The sequence below is a fragment of the Algoriphagus sp. NBT04N3 genome (assembly GCF_019443765.1).
Classification (GTDB): domain Bacteria; phylum Bacteroidota; class Bacteroidia; order Cytophagales; family Cyclobacteriaceae; genus Algoriphagus; species Algoriphagus ornithinivorans.
The window spans coordinates 1-17,503 of sequence record NZ_CP048415.1 but is presented as its reverse complement, the minus strand read 5'-3'; the positions used below and the strand labels follow the sequence as shown (position 1 = coordinate 17,503).

19 protein-coding genes are annotated in these 17,503 nt (G+C 38.4%); 6 read left to right on the top strand and 13 right to left on the bottom strand.

Going from position 1 to position 17,503, the window contains the following annotated elements; all coding sequences use genetic code 11:
• Nucleotides 1-260 precede the first annotated feature (260 nt).
• Nucleotides 261-1,007, top strand: a complete 747-nt coding sequence (gene fabG, locus GYM62_RS00095) for a 3-oxoacyl-[acyl-carrier-protein] reductase (protein ID WP_219957841.1) — start codon at nucleotides 261-263, stop codon at nucleotides 1,005-1,007.
• A 95-nt stretch (nucleotides 1,008-1,102) separates the two neighbouring features.
• On the opposite strand, the gene GYM62_RS00090 is transcribed toward fabG, so the two are convergent.
• The 7 genes from GYM62_RS00090 to GYM62_RS00060 all read right to left on the bottom strand — a co-directional run bounded on the left by GYM62_RS00090 (nucleotide 1,103) and on the right by GYM62_RS00060 (nucleotide 6,850).
• Nucleotides 1,103-1,663: a transposase gene (locus GYM62_RS00090; protein WP_219957840.1), complete on the bottom strand. Its 561-nt coding sequence runs from the start codon at nucleotides 1,661-1,663 to the stop codon at nucleotides 1,103-1,105.
• A gap of 272 nt (nucleotides 1,664-1,935) precedes the next feature.
• A complete protein-coding gene (locus GYM62_RS00085) occupies nucleotides 1,936-2,313 on the bottom strand; it encodes a type II toxin-antitoxin system PemK/MazF family toxin (RefSeq protein WP_219957839.1) in 378 nt (125 codons plus the stop codon).
• On the bottom strand, nucleotides 2,273-2,503 hold the full coding sequence (locus tag GYM62_RS00080; RefSeq protein WP_219957838.1) for a hypothetical protein: 231 nt from the start codon (nucleotides 2,501-2,503) through the stop codon (nucleotides 2,273-2,275). The genes GYM62_RS00085 and GYM62_RS00080 overlap by 41 nt, the downstream gene beginning before the upstream one ends.
• A gap of 223 nt (nucleotides 2,504-2,726) precedes the next feature.
• A complete protein-coding gene (locus GYM62_RS00075) occupies nucleotides 2,727-3,881 on the bottom strand; it encodes a hypothetical protein (RefSeq protein ID WP_144603904.1) in 1,155 nt (384 codons plus the stop codon).
• Between the two features lie 175 nt (nucleotides 3,882-4,056).
• Complete coding sequence (gene pruA, locus GYM62_RS00070; protein ID WP_144603905.1) at nucleotides 4,057-5,694, bottom strand: L-glutamate gamma-semialdehyde dehydrogenase; 1,638 nt, start codon at nucleotides 5,692-5,694, stop codon at nucleotides 4,057-4,059.
• Between the two features lie 71 nt (nucleotides 5,695-5,765).
• Nucleotides 5,766-6,461, bottom strand: coding sequence for a YjjG family noncanonical pyrimidine nucleotidase (locus tag GYM62_RS00065; RefSeq protein ID WP_144603906.1), 696 nt, complete (start codon nucleotides 6,459-6,461; stop codon nucleotides 5,766-5,768).
• Nucleotides 6,462-6,466: 5 nt separating this feature from the next.
• Complete coding sequence (locus tag GYM62_RS00060; protein WP_091655403.1) at nucleotides 6,467-6,850, bottom strand: metalloregulator ArsR/SmtB family transcription factor; 384 nt, start codon at nucleotides 6,848-6,850, stop codon at nucleotides 6,467-6,469.
• Between the two features lie 107 nt (nucleotides 6,851-6,957).
• Here GYM62_RS00060 and GYM62_RS00055 point away from each other — a divergent pair, with 107 nt between their 5' ends.
• Nucleotides 6,958-7,605 (top strand): carboxypeptidase-like regulatory domain-containing protein, encoded by a 648-nt coding sequence (locus GYM62_RS00055; RefSeq protein WP_186299996.1) that lies wholly within the window; start codon nucleotides 6,958-6,960, stop codon nucleotides 7,603-7,605.
• A 47-nt stretch (nucleotides 7,606-7,652) separates the two neighbouring features.
• Here the strand turns inward: GYM62_RS00055 and GYM62_RS00050 are convergent, their stop codons facing one another.
• Both GYM62_RS00050 and GYM62_RS00045 read right to left on the bottom strand, forming a co-directional pair.
• Nucleotides 7,653-8,042, bottom strand: coding sequence for a GxxExxY protein (locus GYM62_RS00050; protein ID WP_144603907.1), 390 nt, complete (start codon nucleotides 8,040-8,042; stop codon nucleotides 7,653-7,655).
• Between the two features lie 161 nt (nucleotides 8,043-8,203).
• Nucleotides 8,204-9,802, bottom strand: a complete 1,599-nt coding sequence (locus GYM62_RS00045) for an aminopeptidase P N-terminal domain-containing protein (RefSeq protein WP_144603908.1) — start codon at nucleotides 9,800-9,802, stop codon at nucleotides 8,204-8,206.
• Nucleotides 9,803-9,914: 112 nt separating this feature from the next.
• Here GYM62_RS00045 and pafA point away from each other — a divergent pair, with 112 nt between their 5' ends.
• On the top strand, nucleotides 9,915-11,543 hold the full coding sequence (gene pafA, locus GYM62_RS00040) for an alkaline phosphatase PafA (protein WP_144603909.1): 1,629 nt from the start codon (nucleotides 9,915-9,917) through the stop codon (nucleotides 11,541-11,543).
• A 134-nt stretch (nucleotides 11,544-11,677) separates the two neighbouring features.
• Nucleotides 11,678-12,091 (top strand): transposase, encoded by a 414-nt coding sequence (locus tag GYM62_RS00035; protein WP_144603910.1) that lies wholly within the window; start codon nucleotides 11,678-11,680, stop codon nucleotides 12,089-12,091.
• A 34-nt stretch (nucleotides 12,092-12,125) separates the two neighbouring features.
• Here GYM62_RS00035 and GYM62_RS00030 read toward each other — a convergent pair whose 3' ends face one another.
• Both GYM62_RS00030 and GYM62_RS00025 read right to left on the bottom strand, forming a co-directional pair.
• Nucleotides 12,126-13,289: a homogentisate 1,2-dioxygenase gene (locus GYM62_RS00030; protein ID WP_144603911.1), complete on the bottom strand. Its 1,164-nt coding sequence runs from the start codon at nucleotides 13,287-13,289 to the stop codon at nucleotides 12,126-12,128.
• Between the two features lie 114 nt (nucleotides 13,290-13,403).
• Complete coding sequence (locus GYM62_RS00025) at nucleotides 13,404-13,601, bottom strand: CsbD family protein (protein WP_144603912.1); 198 nt, start codon at nucleotides 13,599-13,601, stop codon at nucleotides 13,404-13,406.
• Nucleotides 13,602-13,733: 132 nt separating this feature from the next.
• Here GYM62_RS00025 and GYM62_RS00020 point away from each other — a divergent pair, with 132 nt between their 5' ends.
• Together GYM62_RS00020 and GYM62_RS00015 are read left to right on the top strand one after the other, a co-directional pair.
• Nucleotides 13,734-14,486 carry a family 16 glycosylhydrolase gene (locus GYM62_RS00020; protein WP_250161282.1) on the top strand — a complete coding sequence of 251 codons (753 nt, stop codon included), beginning with the start codon at nucleotides 13,734-13,736 and terminating at the stop codon, nucleotides 14,484-14,486.
• A 105-nt stretch (nucleotides 14,487-14,591) separates the two neighbouring features.
• Nucleotides 14,592-15,212, top strand: coding sequence for an MCP four helix bundle domain-containing protein (locus tag GYM62_RS00015; RefSeq protein ID WP_250161283.1), 621 nt, complete (start codon nucleotides 14,592-14,594; stop codon nucleotides 15,210-15,212).
• A 33-nt stretch (nucleotides 15,213-15,245) separates the two neighbouring features.
• Here GYM62_RS00015 and GYM62_RS00010 read toward each other — a convergent pair whose 3' ends face one another.
• Nucleotides 15,246-15,806 carry a gluconate 2-dehydrogenase subunit 3 family protein gene (locus tag GYM62_RS00010; protein WP_144603914.1) on the bottom strand — a complete coding sequence of 187 codons (561 nt, stop codon included), beginning with the start codon at nucleotides 15,804-15,806 and terminating at the stop codon, nucleotides 15,246-15,248.
• A 17-nt stretch (nucleotides 15,807-15,823) separates the two neighbouring features.
• On the bottom strand, nucleotides 15,824-17,503 hold the full coding sequence (locus tag GYM62_RS00005) for a GMC oxidoreductase (protein WP_091655412.1): 1,680 nt from the start codon (nucleotides 17,501-17,503) through the stop codon (nucleotides 15,824-15,826).

Here is a 17,503-nt window from a genome sequence, read left to right as displayed (position 1 = left end):
TGCAAAAATAGGCCTTTTGGGTTCAGAAAAAAATTTGGATTATTTGGATCAAACAGGTTTAAAAAGACTTCTTTTAGAATCCAAAAGAAGATTTCCAAATGAAATCCTGCTCTTACCCTATTCTCATTTATAAAATTTTTAAATCCTTAGAAATGTCAGTTTTATTCCTTGAAAATCAGCGAAAATTTAATTGTCGCTTTCCGGAGAAACGATTCTTACAGCTTTTTTTCTAATTTTGACAAAACAAAATTTTACTATTCATGGGTTTACTTTCAGGAAAAACAGCTTTGATCACCGGAGCTTCCAAAGGAATTGGAAGAGCAATTGCCATTAGATTTGCACAAGAAGGCGCTAATGTGGCTTTTACATTTTTATCCTCTGTTGAAAAAGGACAGGCTTTAGAATCAGAATTGGCAGGCTTTGGCATCAAGGCAAAAGGGTATAGATCCGATGCTTCTGACTTCAAAGCAGCAGAAGATTTGGTCAATGCAGTTGTCGCTGAATTCGGAACTTTAGACATTTTAATCAATAATGCAGGAATCACTCGTGATAACTTGTTGATGAGAATGACTGAAGAATCTTGGGATGAAATCATGAATGTCAACTTAAAATCCTGCTTCAATACTGTCAAGGCTGCCACCCGTACCATGATGAAAGCCAAATCCGGATCTATTATCAATATGACTTCTGTGGTTGGTTCAAAAGGAAATGCAGGACAGGCTAATTATGCAGCTTCCAAAGCGGGGATCATTGGTTTTACCAAGTCAGTTGCATTGGAGCTGGGTTCTAGAAATATCAGATGCAATGCAATTGCTCCTGGATTTATAGAAACAGAAATGACAGATGTATTAGATGAAAAAACAGTACAAGGATGGAGAGATGCTATTCCTATGAAGCGTGGCGGAAAGCCTGAAGAAATTGCAGATGCCTGTGTTTTCTTGGGCTCAGATATGAGTACTTATATTTCAGGACAGGTGCTTCATGTAAATGGAGCGATGTATACTTAATTAACCTTTGAGGTCTTCAAGACCTCGAAGGTTTTTATTTAATAATAGAGGCTTTCGAGGTTATTGGAGTCTTCAAATATCTAAAGGAAAATTTTTTATTCTAAAGAAAGATCTTCTATCAAATCTAACACCTGTTCCAATTCATGGACTTTTTTAAATTGTTCTAATCCACCAAACCAATCTAGGACAAAATCCCTTTCAATGTTTGTAGGTTTTTGTGAGATCATGGCATTGAAAGATGAAAACTTCCAACTTTTAAAGTCTTTCACAATTCCATGCTTTTGAGGATTCTTATGAATATATATTATCACCTGGGATAAATAGCTTTCTTGACCGACTCGTTTCCTTTTAAATTTTCTTTGAAATAATCCACCATGCCGATCATAAAGCTTGTTATAGGATTTCGCATAGCTATTTAAAAAGTTCGAAAATGAACCAAGAGCAGCTTCTGGCTTTGTATTTTCTTTTACCCTAATCAAGAAATGAAAATGATTGGGCAATAAGCAGTAGGCTAATGTTGAAAAGTAAAGTGAGCAATAAGTTTGATATTTTTTAAGAAAGTAAATACAGTTTTCCTCAGTCCGGAAAAGAAGTTCCTCTCCAATAGTTCTGGAATAAACATGGTAAAATTCTTCTGGGAAAAATGGATCAGTCATAAAAGTTGAAGCTTTGACATTGATCTTTAAAACAACAAGTTAACTAAATCCATACTTAATTAAAAAATAAATTTGTTAACGAGACCTTCGAGGTTTTAGAAACCTCAAAGGTCAATAAAGTCGCTGGAGAGATTCAGCCGTTTTTTTATATTTATCCAGCAGACCAGCCTATATCTACAAGGTTACTAAGAAAAAATCAACAATCTCTACAGCTAATAAGTTAATTGAATCACAACGGGAAACATTGATGACTACCTGATAAAAACACTTCTTTATCGAATCCTAAAAATCATTTTAATTTTTTCTTCAATGTCCTCCATCTTATTATTTGGAAAAATTCCCAATTCTCTCAAAATAAGATTCTTGGGTAAAGAGACCATTTTTTGGAGTTTTAGAACCGAAGGAACAATTAATCCAGTTTGCACCCATTCTACCTCTGTAGGTTTTATCTCAAGTTCTGTTTCCTCAAGCTGATTGCTTATTTTACTTGAAATAAATGCCACAATAACGTGTTCAAAAATCCCCATGGGTTCTGATAGGCAAAGTGCAGGCCGAACTTTTCGAGTAGAAAAATCCTCAAATGGGAATGGTATTAAGACAACTTTTCCTCTAGTTTTTGAATGGCTTGCCGTCTTTGGCAGAATAGACATTTTCTTCGGGTTCGTTTAAAAAATCAAGTGCAGGATTGTTGGATAGGAATTTCAAATAATTTTTTTCTTCCATATCCTCCTCTTCAGAAAGAATTAAAACTCTCACTGGGATTCCACCATTTAGACCAGTTTTCTCCAAAGAAATACTTCCATCAGATTTGGTAATGGTCTTAATTTCAATCGCTTTCATATCAGTAAAAATACAAAAATAGTTTATGAAAAAACTTTAAAAACCTGATAGATTTTTAAAAACTTCAAAGGTCAGGGGTACGGCTGGAGAAATACAGCCGTTTTTTTGTTTTTCCCACAGATAAGTACAGATTAAAAACACAGATTTTCACAGAAATTCTACAACAATTCTATTCGTAGAAATCTGTGACTCCTTCTGTGGGAATCTGTGAGAAACTATTAACTCAATTCCGAAATTGACTCAAATCGATTTTGTAAAACTCATACTCGTCTTCGGATTTTTGCTCGGGTTTGTTGATAAAAAGACCTTCGGAAGTGCTGAACAAATTTTCAAATTTAGTCCCGGGATAATACACCTGTTCCAATTCTGCTAAAAGCTTCCAATCCTCATCATAAATAAGCATTAAATAGGTAACCTCCTTCGAAACCATCTTTTGATGTAAATCAACTTTGTCGGTTTCATTTCTTTTCTCTCTCAAATGGATAAATCTTATAAATAAACCTGTGCTAACATCTTTGATCAGATATAGATTAGAAGCTCCATCCTCCGGCTTAACCCACCTTCCTGAATTCTTGTTTCCCTCATATTTTTCAGGGAAATAATAAATGGAAGAAAGAGAATTCAGCTTTAGTCTTTGAATTACTTCACAATTTTTGATTTGATACAATGAGTCAGAATAAGGAAACATCGCCCAAGATTCCCCTTCTTCCACCATTCTAACCAACTTTCCACCCTGAGTAGACTCTCCAAAACTCTTATCGTATGGAGCAAGAAAATCTGACTCGCAAATAACCTTCCCATTTCTATCAAATTCGCCAATCCAGGAAGTAAAACTCAAATCTAAGCCATCTCTTCCCTCTCGAATGGCCATAAATTCAAATGGGTTGAAGGTTAATTCAAAGTTTCCAGATGGAAGTGAATGAAAAGAATTTCTAGCATCACCGAGATAAATATACCTTCCATTTGCAAAGGAATCCATCTCACGTCTGAAGGTAGTCATCAAGGTGTCCCTGAAGTAAATATTTGTATTTCCCGTTGAGTTTGTAATCAACAACATATCATCCTCCAAAAATCCTCCAACTTCAGCTCTTCCTTTAATCCCTTTGGGTCCTTCAGTAGGAATAGTTAGGAAATCAATTCTTCTACCTGATCGAACATCAAAAAATTGAAAAGTCTCATTCTGTTTGGTATAAAGTAACTCTTTCCCATTTCGAATAGTCGTTTTATGAAATCCCATAAATCCAACTCCCTTTTTTCGCTCAAAACTCAAACTGTCAACAACAAATTCTTCCAAATCTCCTTGAAATACATTGGTAGATTTTTCAGGTCCACAGGAAAAAAAAGTCCAAAGAAAAAGTATAAAAATTATTTTATTCATATCTCTATTTATATTACATAATTAAACTAAATTATTTCATAATATTGAAATAAAAAAGCCCCGATCCCGAAAATTAGGAACCGAGGCTCTTTAAACCTTTGAAGTCTTTGGGATTTCGAAGGTTTTCGAAACTTGAATGATTTGTTTCAATAAGACCTTCGGGGTTTTAGAAACCTCAAAGGTCGCTACCCAAAAACGGATATCGATAATCGGTTGGAGACACGAATGTTTCCTTAATCGTGCGAGGAGATACCCAGCGTAGTAAGTTAATCATGGAACCAGCCTTATCATTGGTTCCGGATGCTCTAGCTCCACCAAATGGTTGCTGACCAACTACAGCACCGGTTGGCTTGTCATTGATGTAGAAGTTTCCGGCTGCATTTCTCAGCTTGGTACTTGCCAACTCAATCGCATATCTATCCTGAGAGAAAACGGCTCCCGTCAAGGCATAAGGCGAGGTTTGATCTACCAATTCCAAAACAGTTTCGAAATGCTCTGCATTGTAAACATAAATGGATAAAACCGGTCCGAAAATCTCTTCACACATGGTGGTATACATCGGATCCTGCGTTAAGATTACAGTCGGTTCGATGAAGTAACCTTTAGACTTATCATATTTTCCGCCTGCAATGATTTCCACCCCTTCCGCAGCCTTTGCATTATCTATATACTTAGCGATTTTATCAAATGACTTTTCGTCAATAACGGCATTGATAAAGTTAGTGAAGTCTTCTGTTCCACCCATTTTCAGGCTGGCCAAATCTTCCAGCATATACTTTTTCACATCCTCCCAAAGATTAGATGGAATATATGCTCTTGAAGCAGCTGAACATTTCTGCCCTTGATACTCAAAAGCACCTCTCACCAATCCTACTGCAACTGCCTTCGCATCAGCAGATTTATGGGCTAATACAAAGTCTTTTCCACCTGTTTCACCAACAATTCTTGGATAGGATTTATAAAGCTGGATGTTTTCGCCGATAGTTTTCCAAATGTGCTGGAAAACCCCTGTAGAACCAGTAAAGTGGATTCCGGCGAAATCAGGATGCTTGAAAATGATATCTCCAGCGGTAGGTCCATCCACATAAATCAAATTGATCACTCCATCTGGTACACCTGCTTCCTTGAAAACTTCCATTAATACCTGAGCAGAATAGATCTGCGTGTAGGCTGGCTTCCATACGATGGTATTGCCCATCATCGCCGCGGATGTTGGAAGGTTCCCAGCAATTGCCGTGAAATTGAAAGGAGTCAAGGCAAAAACGAAACCTTCAAGCGGCCGCTGCTCTACTCTATTCCATACTCCATTTCCGGACACAGGCGGTTGTTGAGCGTAAATTTCGGTCATGTATTTCACATTGAACCTCAAAAAGTCAATGAATTCACAAGCCGAGTCGATTTCTGCTTGCATGGCATTTTTGGATTGACCCAACATCGTCGCAGCATTGATTTTTGCACGATATGGTCCAGCCAATAAATCTGCAGCTTTCAAGAAAATAGCAGCTCTTTGTTCCCATGCTAAGTTTTCCCAAGCTTCTTTGGCTCCCAATGCTGCATTAATAGCCTGCTCGACGTGGGATGCGTCTCCTTCATGGAAATGTCCTAAAATATGCTGGTGATCATGAGGAGGAGACATGGGTCTGGTTTTTCCGGTACGTACCTCCTCACTTCCGATATACATAGGCACGTCCACTTGCTTGGACCTTGCTTCTTTCAAAGCTGCCTGTAACTCTTTTCGCTCTGGGCTTCCCGGAGCATATGATTTTACCGGCTCATTGACAGGAGTCGGTACGCTGAAAAATCCTTTTAACATACTATTTGGTGTTTATATGATTTCTGATTTTCAAAGATAAGTCATCCCCCGCTAAGAGAAAGGGATTTTGCTCACAAAAGGGATTCTAACTCCTGCAAATGTTTAATTTCATAAGTAGGCTTTAATTCTATAGCCTTCCCTTCAGGGTTGAAATAAACTTGATCAATATTGGCATTTTGAGCTCCTAAAATATCAGAGTTAGGATTATCTCCAATCATCAGGCAATGCTCTGCTTGGGTTTTCAACTGATCCAATGCATAATGGAAAATTCTTGGATCAGGCTTTTTATGTCCGGTAGTCTCAGAAGTCACTACTAATTCAAAAAACACGTCCAGACCTGAAGATTTCATTTTCTTTGCCTGGGACTCATTGAACCCATTCGTAATCACATGTACTCTATATTTTTCCTTCAGATAGGTTAAAATTTCTTTAGAATATGGAAAAACATGGGATTTTGAGGAAGTACGATGCATGAAATCTTCTTCAAACTCTTGAGGAATGGCCTCCGCCCTGCCTCCTGCATGAGAAAATATTCTAGGAAAGCGCTCCTTTCTGAGATTGACCTTATCAATTTTCCCCACATTATACCAGTCCCACAACTGAAAATTGACTGCATGGAAAGAGTCAAAAAAATGCTGGAAGCTAGGGATACCTAATTCCACCAAACTGTAGTGCTCATATAGCTCAGCTAAAGACTCGGTGACATTTTTATCATAATCCCAAAGTGTATGGTCTAGGTCGAAGAATAAATGTTGGTAAGTTTTCAAGGGGTCTATTTTCTGTATTGGTTATTCTGAATTTTATTGATAGCAAGCTCCCGGTTAGATTTGAGAATTTCAAATGTTTCCTGATCGCGAATTAAGTTGGGATCTTTTTGAATAAACTTAAAAATCTGCTGAATGATTTCAAGGTACTCTTCTAAAATGTAATAAAACATCCATTGGTCTACCCTTCGACTTCCCAGAAGACCTGCGTTCTTTAAATAAATCAAATGACGGCTGGTTTTGGTTTGAGTAAAGTCAAGAATATGCTCCAAATCTGAGATGGTCAGCTCTTTATTCAACATTAATAGATGAATAATTCTTACCCGAGGTTCTTCACTGAGAGCCTTGAAGATTCGCAAACCATAATTTAAACTGATATTTTTGAGTCGCATTAGTAAGATTTAACGCTTATTTCTCGGTGAAAATAAAAAATCACCCGAAATTAGGGTATTATCGCATCCAAAAGCCAACCTTTGGCCGTCCAATAAGTTATTTATTTGTGAAGAATTCAATTTTACTCCCATTTCTATCGCTACTTTTTGTAGGATTTCTTTTTTCCTTCTCGTCTGTTCATGCCCAAGAGCGTGAAAGAAAGGTGATTCAGTTATCCGGTGTCATCCTAAACGCTGACAGTACCGATGCTGTTCCGGGGGTAAACGTATATGTACCCAAAAAAGGTCGTGGCACAAGCAGTGGTCGTTTTGGTTACTTCTCGATGCCAGTTTTAGAAGGAGATAGCATAGTTTTCAGCTTCATCGGCCTAAAAAGACAGACTTTCAAAGTTCCTGATAATGTGGAAAATGATAGGATTAGCCTTATTCTTACCATGGAGGTAGATGAGATTGCATTGGCAGAAGTAGAAGTAATGCCTTATCCAACTGAGGATGAATTCAAAAAAGCTGTTTTGGCAATGAATGTGGTGGATCCAATGTCCATCTCCAGAGCTAATATGAGTCCTGAAATGTTATTGAGATGGGCTGAGTCCATGCCTGCATCAGGAAATGAAAATTTCCGATACTTCCAACAGGGTGTGATGCAACAAAACCAGGATATATATGGGCCTAGACCGTTGAGGTTGCTAGATCCATTCGCTTGGGCACAGTTTATTCGGTCGATCAAGAGAGGCGACTTGAAAAGCCGTAATTAAATTCAATCTCCCGCAAAGATTAAAAGGGGCAAAGGTGAATTGAAGGATTATGAAGATTCTTTAAGTCCATTTACAACTCTTACAATTCCATTTACAAGCTTTACTTCATTGAAGTTTATAAGAAGGCCTAACCTAAGGTCCAATACCTTTAAGTAGGTTTTCAACTGCTTTGGATGAATAGGGAGAATTTTTTCAACCGACTTAAGTTCAACCAACACCTTTCCATTCACTAAAAGGTCTCCTCGATAGCCTAATCCAATTTCTTCCCCTTTCCAAAAAACCGGAACTGGAACCTGAGTTTGAATTTCTAAACCTTTTTCTCTTAGCTCCTTTGCAAGGATTCTTTCATAAATGGATTCGAGTAATCCAGGACCTAACTTAAAATAAACTTCGAAGGCCGAGTCTAAAATTATTTTTGAGATTTGATTTTCTGTCATCTTAAAAAATTAGGTTTCAAAAAATTAATTTCTTTCTTTTTCACTAAGATAACTAGTAAAAAAATATGGAATCAATTAAAACTGATTCCATATCTACTTATAATCACTTAAATAATTATACTCTCAATAACTTTGCATTCTTCTATTCTTTGCGGGAGTTATTATTCAATTTCCGGGAGCACCCAGTTTTCCAAGACGCTCGGAATCCGCATCATTTCCTCAATAGCAGCAATAGTTCTTGGAGCATCAGAGGACAAATTGATAGGATCACCGGAGGTCACCAAAATATCATCTTCAATTCTTACTGCAATTCCCCACCATTTTGGATCACAGTCACTTCCTTCAGGAATATATATCCCAGGCTCTACAGTAAGTACCACACCTTCTTTTAATGCACCATAACCTCCTCGGTCGTGTACATCTAAGCCCAAGTGGTGACTAGTGCCGTGGGGGAAATAATTATGTCTCTGTCCAGGCTTGATAATTCCTAAGGCTGCTAACCCCTCATCGATAATTTGGCGAGTTACTTGACCGATTTGACCGAATTCTACGCCTGGCTTACATAACGCAATTCCGGCATCCTGAGCCTTTAGAACCAATTCATAAATAGCCTTTTCTTCTTCGTTAAATTTTCCACTAACCGGTATGGTTCTGGTTACATCTGCAGTATAACCCCTCCATTCAGCACCCAAATCCATCAGCAATAAACGCTCATTGACATGCTTCATATCATTATCTATATAATGTAGAATACAGCCATTATTTCCTCCTCCCACTATGGATGGATATCCTACATTTTCAGCTCCATACCTTTTGTATATAAATTCATGGATTCCTTGAATTTCCCGCTCAGACATGCCCACCTTAGTTGCCTTCATTACCTCAATTTGACCTATTGCAGATATTTTGACAGCCTTTTTCAATAGAACCAATTCCTCTTCAGTTTTAACTTCTCTCAACACATCCATCATCTGAGCTAGAGCAAAAATATCTGTCTTAGAGTTAGGCACTTTTTGTTTCACAGCCATCCTCTTTTCCGGAGTATCCGCTGCCAAAAAGTCTTTAATTACTTGGTCATCGGCTACTTCAGGAAAACGCTGTCTATATCTTCCTATTACTTGCGCTACATTGGCCGAATTTTCAATATCTGTGGCTCTGATTAATTCATAAAGCTGCAATTTAGCCTCTGAAGCTTCCTCGGGATAGGAAGCTGCTTTTTTAAAGGAATTAATCATCCTCTTCAATGGCGCATTACTACTTCCTCCTTCAATATCTTCGTTTAAATTGAAAGAAAGGACTTTATCTATTGAAGCGAAATTTATGTATGGAGACTTAACAAATTCCTCAAAAAGAAATACTTCCTGAAAGCCAAGCTTTTCTCTGACTCCTTCAACTCCTAATCGTTTCCCATTCCACATTTCTGCCCTTGGATCTCTAGGCTGAACAAAGATTACCTCATCCACTTTTTTTCCATTGATTTCTCTAGGTTCTGAGAAAATAACCAAAGCAGAGTTAGGTTCTCTCAATCCAGTCAGATAGTAAAAATCTGTATTAGGATGATAGATGAAATCAACATCATTGGAACGGTTTTTCACAGGGTTATTAAAAATCACAGCTGCAGAATTAACCGGCATTAATTCTTTAAGAGCATCTCTTCTGGATCTATGCCATTCAGCTGAAAGACCATCCTGAAAATACGATTGGGAAAAAGAGCACCAAGAAACACTCAAAAAGAGAAAAAGGAACGTGAGTTTTTTCATATAAAGGGAATTTATTCTTTGGTTACAATGTCTATTCTTTTAGCCATTTAACAAAGTCTTAATCCTTTAAAAGCCTCATATGCTTATCTTTGGTAGCTTAAAGATTATTAAAATGAAAAAAATAAGTTTTGCCCTACTATTTTCCATGCTTTTTTCTCTGGCATTATTTGCTCAGCAGCAGGCAGAAAAACCCAAAATCGTGGTTGGAATCATTGTCGATCAAATGCGGCAAGAATACTTCTACAAGTTTGCCGACCGCTATTCAGATGGAGGATTTAAAAGGTTAGCCTCCGAGGGTTATATGATGAAAAATGGGCATTATAATTACATCCCTACCTACACTGGGCCTGGACATGCTTCAGTTTATACCGGAACTACACCAGCTACCCATGGAATCATAGGGAATAATTGGTATGTAAGAAGGCAGAATAAAATGATCTATTGTGCAGAGGACTCTACTGTGAGTAATGTGGGAGGAACAGTCATGAGTGGTCAAATCAGTCCGAGAAATCTGCTTACAACAACTATAACCGATGAATTGAGGTTTGCCACAAATAAGCGCTCAAAGGTTGTTGGAATCGCCATCAAAGATCGTGGGGCAAGTTTACCTGCAGGTCATCTTGGAGATGCCTATTGGTTTGACAGCGATAATGGAGAGTTTATGACTTCTACTTATTACAAGTCAGAACTTCCGACATGGGTAAGTAATTTTAACGCTTTAAAACGCCCTGATTCCTTACTAAACCAAACTTGGCAACCCCTATATTCTGCAGATTCATATATCAATAGCATTGATGATAATAATGAATTTGAGGCACCCTTTATCGGGAAAGAGACTCCAACTTTCCCCTATAATCTTCCTGAATTGAGAGAAAACAACGGGAACTATGGTTTGATTGCCGCCACTCCATTTGGGAATACTTTGACTTTGGAGTTTGCATATGCTGCTATAGAAGGTGAAAAATTAGGAATGGGAAAAGAGACCGATTTTTTGGCGGTTAGTTTCTCATCTCCCGATTATATAGGGCACAGATTTGGACCTACTTCAAAAGAGTTGGAAGATAATTATCTGCGACTTGATCTGGAAATTGAACAGTTTTTAAACTACCTCGACAAAACTTATGGTAAAGGAAATTACTTGGTATTTCTTTCTGCAGATCATGGCGTGGCAGACATTGCTACCTACATGGAAAGTGAAAGAGTACCAGCGGGAAATTTGAATTTCGGGTATATTTTAGGTCAGGCAAGAGGATATATGACCGTGAAGTATGGAGAAGGTAATTGGATCTTAAACGGATCGAACGATCAGATTTTTCTGAACCATGAGTTGATCCAAGAAAAAGAGCTGGAGCTGGACGATATTCAGGAACAGCTAGCAAACTTCCTCTTAAGGTACAATGGGATAAAAGAGGTTTATACTGCCTCAGCAATGAGAAGTACAGCTTTTACCCAGCATAGGCCCCATTTATTGCAGATGGGTTATAATCATAAAGCTTCTGGGGACCTATTAATTATTTTGGAACCATCTTGGTTGACTGGTGGAGCAAGAGGTACTTCACACGGAACTGGATTCACCTATGACACTCACGTTCCTATCGTATTTTTTGGATGGGGAGTAAAATCCGGAGAAAGCACTCGATATGCTACAGTCACCGACATAGCTCCTACCCTTTCGATGCTATTGAATATCCGACTTCCAAATGGAGCAACCGGACAGCCGATCCATGAATTGTTTGACTAGAAAAACCAAAGCCTAAACAAAATCCCAGAATAGTACAATTCTGGGATTTTTTATTGGTAATTAATGAAAACAAAATCTGAAAAACTTTTTAAAAAATTCTTTAATCCTTAAATTCAATTCTTTCATTTATAAATATGCGCCACTCACACTCCGAAATATGGACGCATTTGGTTTTTAGTACCAAAGGCCACAAACCCTCAATAGATTCACTGAAAGTGGATATAATAAAACAAGGGCTTGGGGATTTCATCGCGTCTATCCCAGATCAGCATGGCACTTTTTGTGTTCTCGTAGATCATTTTCACATGTTAATCAAGCTGCCAGAAAACCTTTCTGTCAATCAACTAGCAGAACAGATTCAAGAATTGATTTCACAGCGATTAAGACAAGAAGGATTCGATCCAGATACTTTAGAATGGGAGAGTGATTACCATGCGCACTCTGTTAGTTTGAATCGCCTTTCCGTGGAAAAAAGTCTGATCGAAAGGCAAGACATTAAGCACAAGGAAATTTCTTTGAAAGAGGAATTGAAATTTTTGGGCTTATAAAAAAAGGCTGATCTATTAACCAGCCTTTAAATTTTTATTCCGACCAACTCATCGGATAGTTTTTATCTACAAACTCCAATGCATCCGTGGTTATTTGCAGCGGTTTAAATGTATCTAACATTACTGCATATTCTTCTGTGGATTTAGCGCCAATTGATTTTTCAACTGTTCCCGGATGAGGTCCATGCGGCAAACCTCCCATGTGAATTGTAAATGAACCTCTGTCAATGCCTTTTCTACTCATAAACTCTCCTTCGGCATAATATAAGACCTCATCAGAATCGATATTTGAATGATTATATGGTGCCGGAATTGCTAATGGATGGTAATCAAACAATCTCGGCACGAAGGAACAAATCACAAAACCCCAAGCTTGAAACGTCTGATGTACGGGTGGTGGCTGATGTATTCTTCCTGTTATAGGTTCGAAATCATAAATAGACAATGCATAAGGATAGAGATACCCATCCCAACCTACGATATCCAAAGGACTGTGATTATAGGAATATTGATGAAGCATTCCCTGCTTTTTGATTTGAACAAGGTAATCTCCCTTATCCTTTTCGATATGAAGCTCATGGGGTGGGCGTATATCTCTTTCGCAGTAAGGCGAATGTTCCAACAATTGTCCTACTTCATTTCTGTAGCGTTTAACTGTCTCAATTGGACCGTGTGATTCGATCACCAAAAGACGCAATGGACCTTCCTCTTTAAATTCAAGCCTGTAAATGGTTGTTCGAGGAATCACGATGTAATCACCTTTTCTCAATTCAAGTTTCCCGAATTGAGAATACATTATTCCTTCACCATCATGGATATATAATAGCTCATCTCCGTCAGCGTTTTTGAAATAATAATCCATCTTACGCTTTTTGGGAGAGCATATTCCCATCATCACATCATTATTCATCATCAGCATCCTCCTGGCATCCAGGTAATCTTCACCTGTAAATTCAACTCCAGAAGTTTTTAGATGTGTTTGGTTTAAACCATGTTGGTCAGCAACCTGCCATTTAAAGGGCTTGGGTTGACCTATGGATTTCACCTCATTTGGATTGTAAATGTGATATAAATTTGAATAGATTCCTGAAAAACCTTTAGAACTGACTAGCTCTTCCTTATACAAACTTCCATCCGGCTGTCTGAATTGAGTGTGTCTTTTTGGCGGAATGGATCCTAATCTGTGATAATATGCCATGACTATTTGGGTTTATGAGGGCAAGTTACAATTGAATAATCAAGCTTGAAACTACCAGATAAAAAAAGGTCAGCTGAATATACAACTGACCTCCACCAAATTGGTTATCTTTGATCAACTATTTTGAGAGTCTTCCTCAAAAATCATTTGTCTTAAATTCTCGATTTTTTCACCGGTCTTCTCTTGCAATAGCCCTAAAATTTCATCTTCCTGACCTTCTGTGAATTTTAAGTCGTCGTCAGTAAGTTGAGCATATTTCTGCTTTAATTGACCTTTAATTTGATTCCAGTTTCCTTTAAGTTGCAATGACATAAAATAAATGGTTTTCGTTATAAAAAGATTACATATTATATGACGGAAAATATGTAAAATAGTTTCATACCTAAATAGTAAATGAAGAATCACGTAATAAATCGACTTATCACATTAAACCTATTTTTCCTAATGTCCACTCAAGGTTTTAGCCAAAAATTACTTTGGAATGAAGAATTTAATTATGAAGGATTTCCTGCTGACAGCAGCTGGTCTTATGATGTAGGAGACCATGGGTGGGGGAACAGAGAATTGCAATTTTACACCAAGGAGGAATTAAAAAACGCCAGAGTTGAAAATGGAAAATTGATCATTGAGGCACATAAAGATTCAGATTATCCCAAAGGTTATACCTCTGCCCGATTAGTGAGTAAGAAAAAGGCTAGCTGGCAATATGGATATATTGAAGTAAGGGCCAAATTACCAGAAGGGAAAGGCACATGGCCGGCAATTTGGATGCTCGCAGATGAAAACCGCTACGGAGGCTGGCCAAAAAACGGAGAAATAGATATCATGGAACATGTAGGATATGATCCGGGAGTTGTTCATGGGACAGTTCATACCGAATCCTTCAATCATGTCAAAGGCACTCAGAAGGGAGCTCAAAGGCAAGTTGACACCTTCAATTCTGAATTCCATACCTATGCAATTGATTGGGGTGAAGAAAAGATAGACTTCTTTATTGATGATCAGCTTTACTTCACCTTTGAAAACACCGGAGGTGGGCCTGAAGAGTGGCCATTTTCTCAGCCTTTCCATATTATTTTGAACATTGCTGTTGGAGGAAATTGGGGAGGAAAAGAGGGCGTAGATGCAAACATTTGGCCACAAAGAATGGAAATCGACTACATTCGCGTCTATGAATACAAACCAACGCAAGAATAAGACTGCTCAATTACTTGGGAAAATCTCGAACTTTTCCTAAACTGACAAATATAAATCGTTAGTGATACTATCTCTATGCAAGATTACTCCCTGAAAAGACGGAAAATGAGAGCCCTTCTCATCATAAGTGTCTTATTATTATTGATATATGCAAAAAATCTAATTGAGAGAAGGTCATTTAGAGATATAAGTTCCACATTTACCGAAGTCTACAATGACCGTTTATTAGTGGAGGGATATATCTTTCAGATTTCTGAAGGTCTCTTTCAGATACAAAAGTTAATTGACCATTGTAATTTGGACTATGATTATTCCAAAGTGATCGATGAAATAGAATCCAACGAGAAGGCCATTCTTCAAATAGTAGAAGATTTTGAGGCTACTAAACTAACGGAGCAGGAATCTGAGCTTTTGGGAGATTTCAAAAAAATCATTGTCAATGATCTAAGTATCAAAAGCTACGACTTACTGTATACAGATAGTGCCGGTGTAAACAGAAATCAAGTCAAGCTCTATGATCAAAAAATTTCGCAAGCTAGGCGTGATTTGGATAACCTGAGTAAAATTCAAATGGTCGAAGGAGAAAAATTAATCAGTAAAGCCAAGGTAATGATTAATCGTTCTCAAATCTGGGCTCAGTTTGAAGTAGCATTACTAATCATCTTAATTGTGGTATTATTTCTTCTGGTTTTTCGGAAATCAGAAGAAACGAAAGGAATGATATAAAAAAAGCCTGCTTTGAAGCAGGCTTTTTTATTTTTACCCTATTGCGTAGGCCTTATCGCCTTTATTGTAATCTATGCAGCCATCGTATCTTCCAGGCACTTCTACATAATTCAATGCCTGAGTAGCTCCTATTTCAGATGAGAAGTAACCCAAAACCGTTAAATCCCGAAGCATATTGATCACTTGAGGCTCTTTATTTTCTGAGGTTTTGTATTGCTCATAGAGCCCATTAAGGTAAGCCAGTCTGTCCTCTGCCGGAGCGCCTACAAAATCCGTCCCTTTTTCAGATTTAAATTCCTTGCGAATCATATTCAATCCGTCCACAAAGGCTTTTTGTTGGTCAGCATTATAGGTATCCTTAACCATCATGACGATAAAGGAACCAATGCCAACTGCTTTGGCACCAGGGGTATCTGTCTCAGGAATAATTGTATCTCCCAATTCATCTAGAAATGCAATGTCATCAGGACCGAAATTCAAGCCTTCAATTTGCTTATCAGGAGAACATCCAGTTAAGATGGCTGTTGCACCAACCATAGTCCCTCCCATCATCAATACGACGCTCTTCAATGCGTCTCTTCTATTCATAGTCATGTCTTTGTCTTTTAGAATTAGAGATTACGCTTTTTCAACTCTTCCACTGCAAAAGCAGCAGCTCTAGCTGTCATAGCCATATAAGTAAGTGAAGGGTTTTGTGCAGCAGCAGAAGTCATCGCAGCACCATCAGTTACGAATACATTTTTCGCATCCCACACTTGGTTGTTCCCATTCAAAACAGAAGATTTTGGATCTCTACCCATCCTTGCTGTTCCCATTTCGTGGATACCTTGTCCAAAAGTATAGCCTGAATCATAGGTTTGAACATCTTTAAAACCTGCTACTTCCAACATTTCAGCCGCATCCGCCATCATATCTTTTCGCATGTTTTTCTCATTCTCTTTGATCTCGGCATTCATCACCAATGCCTCCATGCCCCATTTATCTTTTACAGAATCACTCAATCGAATATGATTATCATGATAAGGAAGGATTTCTCCGAAAGCGGTGAACCCAATACTCCACGGTCCTGGTTCTGTTAAAGCTTCTTTCATTGGTGCCCCGAAGTTTAATTCAGCTACATCTCTATTCCATCCACTTCTACTTGCACCTCCTTGGTATCCGAAACCTCTCAGGTAATCTCTTTTTTCTCCATTTAGGTTTCTAAATCTTGGGATATAAAGCCCAGTAGGTCTTCGACCAAAATAATATTTGTCCTCATATCCATCGATCGTACCTCTGGCACCCAAACGGAAATGATGATCCATTACATTGTGGCCTAGTTCTCCTGAACTGGAACCTAATCCGCCAGGCCAAATATCGGTGGCAGTTCTCATCAAAATTGCCGTTGAGTTAAAAGCTGAAGCACATAGGAAGATGATTTTTGCATCATACTCCACTGTTTGATTTGTTTCAGCATCTAGCACTTCTACTCCAGTGGCCTTCTGTGTATCTTTATCATAAATCAATCTTCTGACAATAGACCATGGTCTTAGAGTCAAATTACCGGTAGCTACTGCTGCTGGCAAAGTAGAGGCCTGAGTACTGAAATATCCTCCAAAAGGACATCCTAAAGAGCACTTATTTCTATATTGACAGCCTACTCTTCCCGGTAATGGCTGAGTGATATTCGCCGGACGGCCCATGATCCAATGTCTAGCTCCCTTGTAGTGAGCCTTGATTCTTTCTGCTGCATCCTTTTCGACACAGTTCATTGGCATAGGAGGCATAAACTCACCATCAGGTAGAATATCCAACCCATCCTTATTGCCGGAAATACCTGCGAATTTTTCTACATAAGAATACCATGGAGCTAAATCCTTATATCTGATTGGCCAATCCACGGCGATTCCTTCTTTGGCATTTGCCTCAAAATCTACATCTGCCAATCTATAAGACTGTCTACCCCACAATAAAGAACGCCCACCTACTTGATATCCTCTGAACCAAGTAAAAGGCTTTTCTTCTACATAGGGAGAGTCACTTTCGTGAGCCCACCAGTCTAGATTTAATTCATTTAAAACATAATCCCTTCTAAGATTGGGATGATTCTCCAACATTTCTTGGGTTCTACGTCCTCTATGTGGAACTTCCCAAGGGGGAAGTGTGGCAGTCTTATAGTCCTTTACGTGCTCTACGTTAGGTCCCCTCTCCAGGAGCAATACTTTCAGCCCCTTCTCCGTCAGCTCTTTAGCAGCCCATCCGCCACTAATCCCTGACCCAACTACGATTGCATCATACGATTGATTTGCCAT

What these genes read in the sequence shown, in the direction of transcription:
- fabG (WP_219957841.1), top strand. Translation starts at nt 261, where the DNA reads ATGGGTTTACTTTCAGGAAAAACAGCTTTGATCACCGGAGCTTCCAAA.
- GYM62_RS00090 (WP_219957840.1), bottom strand. Translation starts at nt 1,663, where the DNA reads ATGACTGATCCATTTTTCCCAGAAGAATTTTACCATGTTTATTCCAGA.
- GYM62_RS00085 (WP_219957839.1), bottom strand. Translation starts at nt 2,313, where the DNA reads ATGTCTATTCTGCCAAAGACGGCAAGCCATTCAAAAACTAGAGGAAAA.
- GYM62_RS00080 (WP_219957838.1), bottom strand. Translation starts at nt 2,503, where the DNA reads ATGAAAGCGATTGAAATTAAGACCATTACCAAATCTGATGGAAGTATT.
- GYM62_RS00075 (WP_144603904.1), bottom strand. Translation starts at nt 3,881, where the DNA reads ATGAATAAAATAATTTTTATACTTTTTCTTTGGACTTTTTTTTCCTGT.
- pruA (WP_144603905.1), bottom strand. Translation starts at nt 5,694, where the DNA reads ATGTTAAAAGGATTTTTCAGCGTACCGACTCCTGTCAATGAGCCGGTA.
- GYM62_RS00060 (WP_091655403.1), bottom strand. Translation starts at nt 6,850, where the DNA reads ATGCGACTCAAAAATATCAGTTTAAATTATGGTTTGCGAATCTTCAAG.
- GYM62_RS00050 (WP_144603907.1), bottom strand. Translation starts at nt 8,042, where the DNA reads ATGACAGAAAATCAAATCTCAAAAATAATTTTAGACTCGGCCTTCGAA.
- GYM62_RS00045 (WP_144603908.1), bottom strand. Translation starts at nt 9,802, where the DNA reads ATGAAAAAACTCACGTTCCTTTTTCTCTTTTTGAGTGTTTCTTGGTGC.
- pafA (WP_144603909.1), top strand. Translation starts at nt 9,915, where the DNA reads ATGAAAAAAATAAGTTTTGCCCTACTATTTTCCATGCTTTTTTCTCTG.
- GYM62_RS00035 (WP_144603910.1), top strand. Translation starts at nt 11,678, where the DNA reads ATGCGCCACTCACACTCCGAAATATGGACGCATTTGGTTTTTAGTACC.
- GYM62_RS00030 (WP_144603911.1), bottom strand. Translation starts at nt 13,289, where the DNA reads ATGGCATATTATCACAGATTAGGATCCATTCCGCCAAAAAGACACACT.
- GYM62_RS00025 (WP_144603912.1), bottom strand. Translation starts at nt 13,601, where the DNA reads ATGTCATTGCAACTTAAAGGAAACTGGAATCAAATTAAAGGTCAATTA.
- GYM62_RS00020 (WP_250161282.1), top strand. Translation starts at nt 13,734, where the DNA reads ATGTCCACTCAAGGTTTTAGCCAAAAATTACTTTGGAATGAAGAATTT.
- GYM62_RS00015 (WP_250161283.1), top strand. Translation starts at nt 14,592, where the DNA reads ATGAGAGCCCTTCTCATCATAAGTGTCTTATTATTATTGATATATGCA.
- GYM62_RS00010 (WP_144603914.1), bottom strand. Translation starts at nt 15,806, where the DNA reads ATGACTATGAATAGAAGAGACGCATTGAAGAGCGTCGTATTGATGATG.
- GYM62_RS00005 (WP_091655412.1), bottom strand. Translation starts at nt 17,503, where the DNA reads ATGGCAAATCAATCGTATGATGCAATCGTAGTTGGGTCAGGGATTAGT.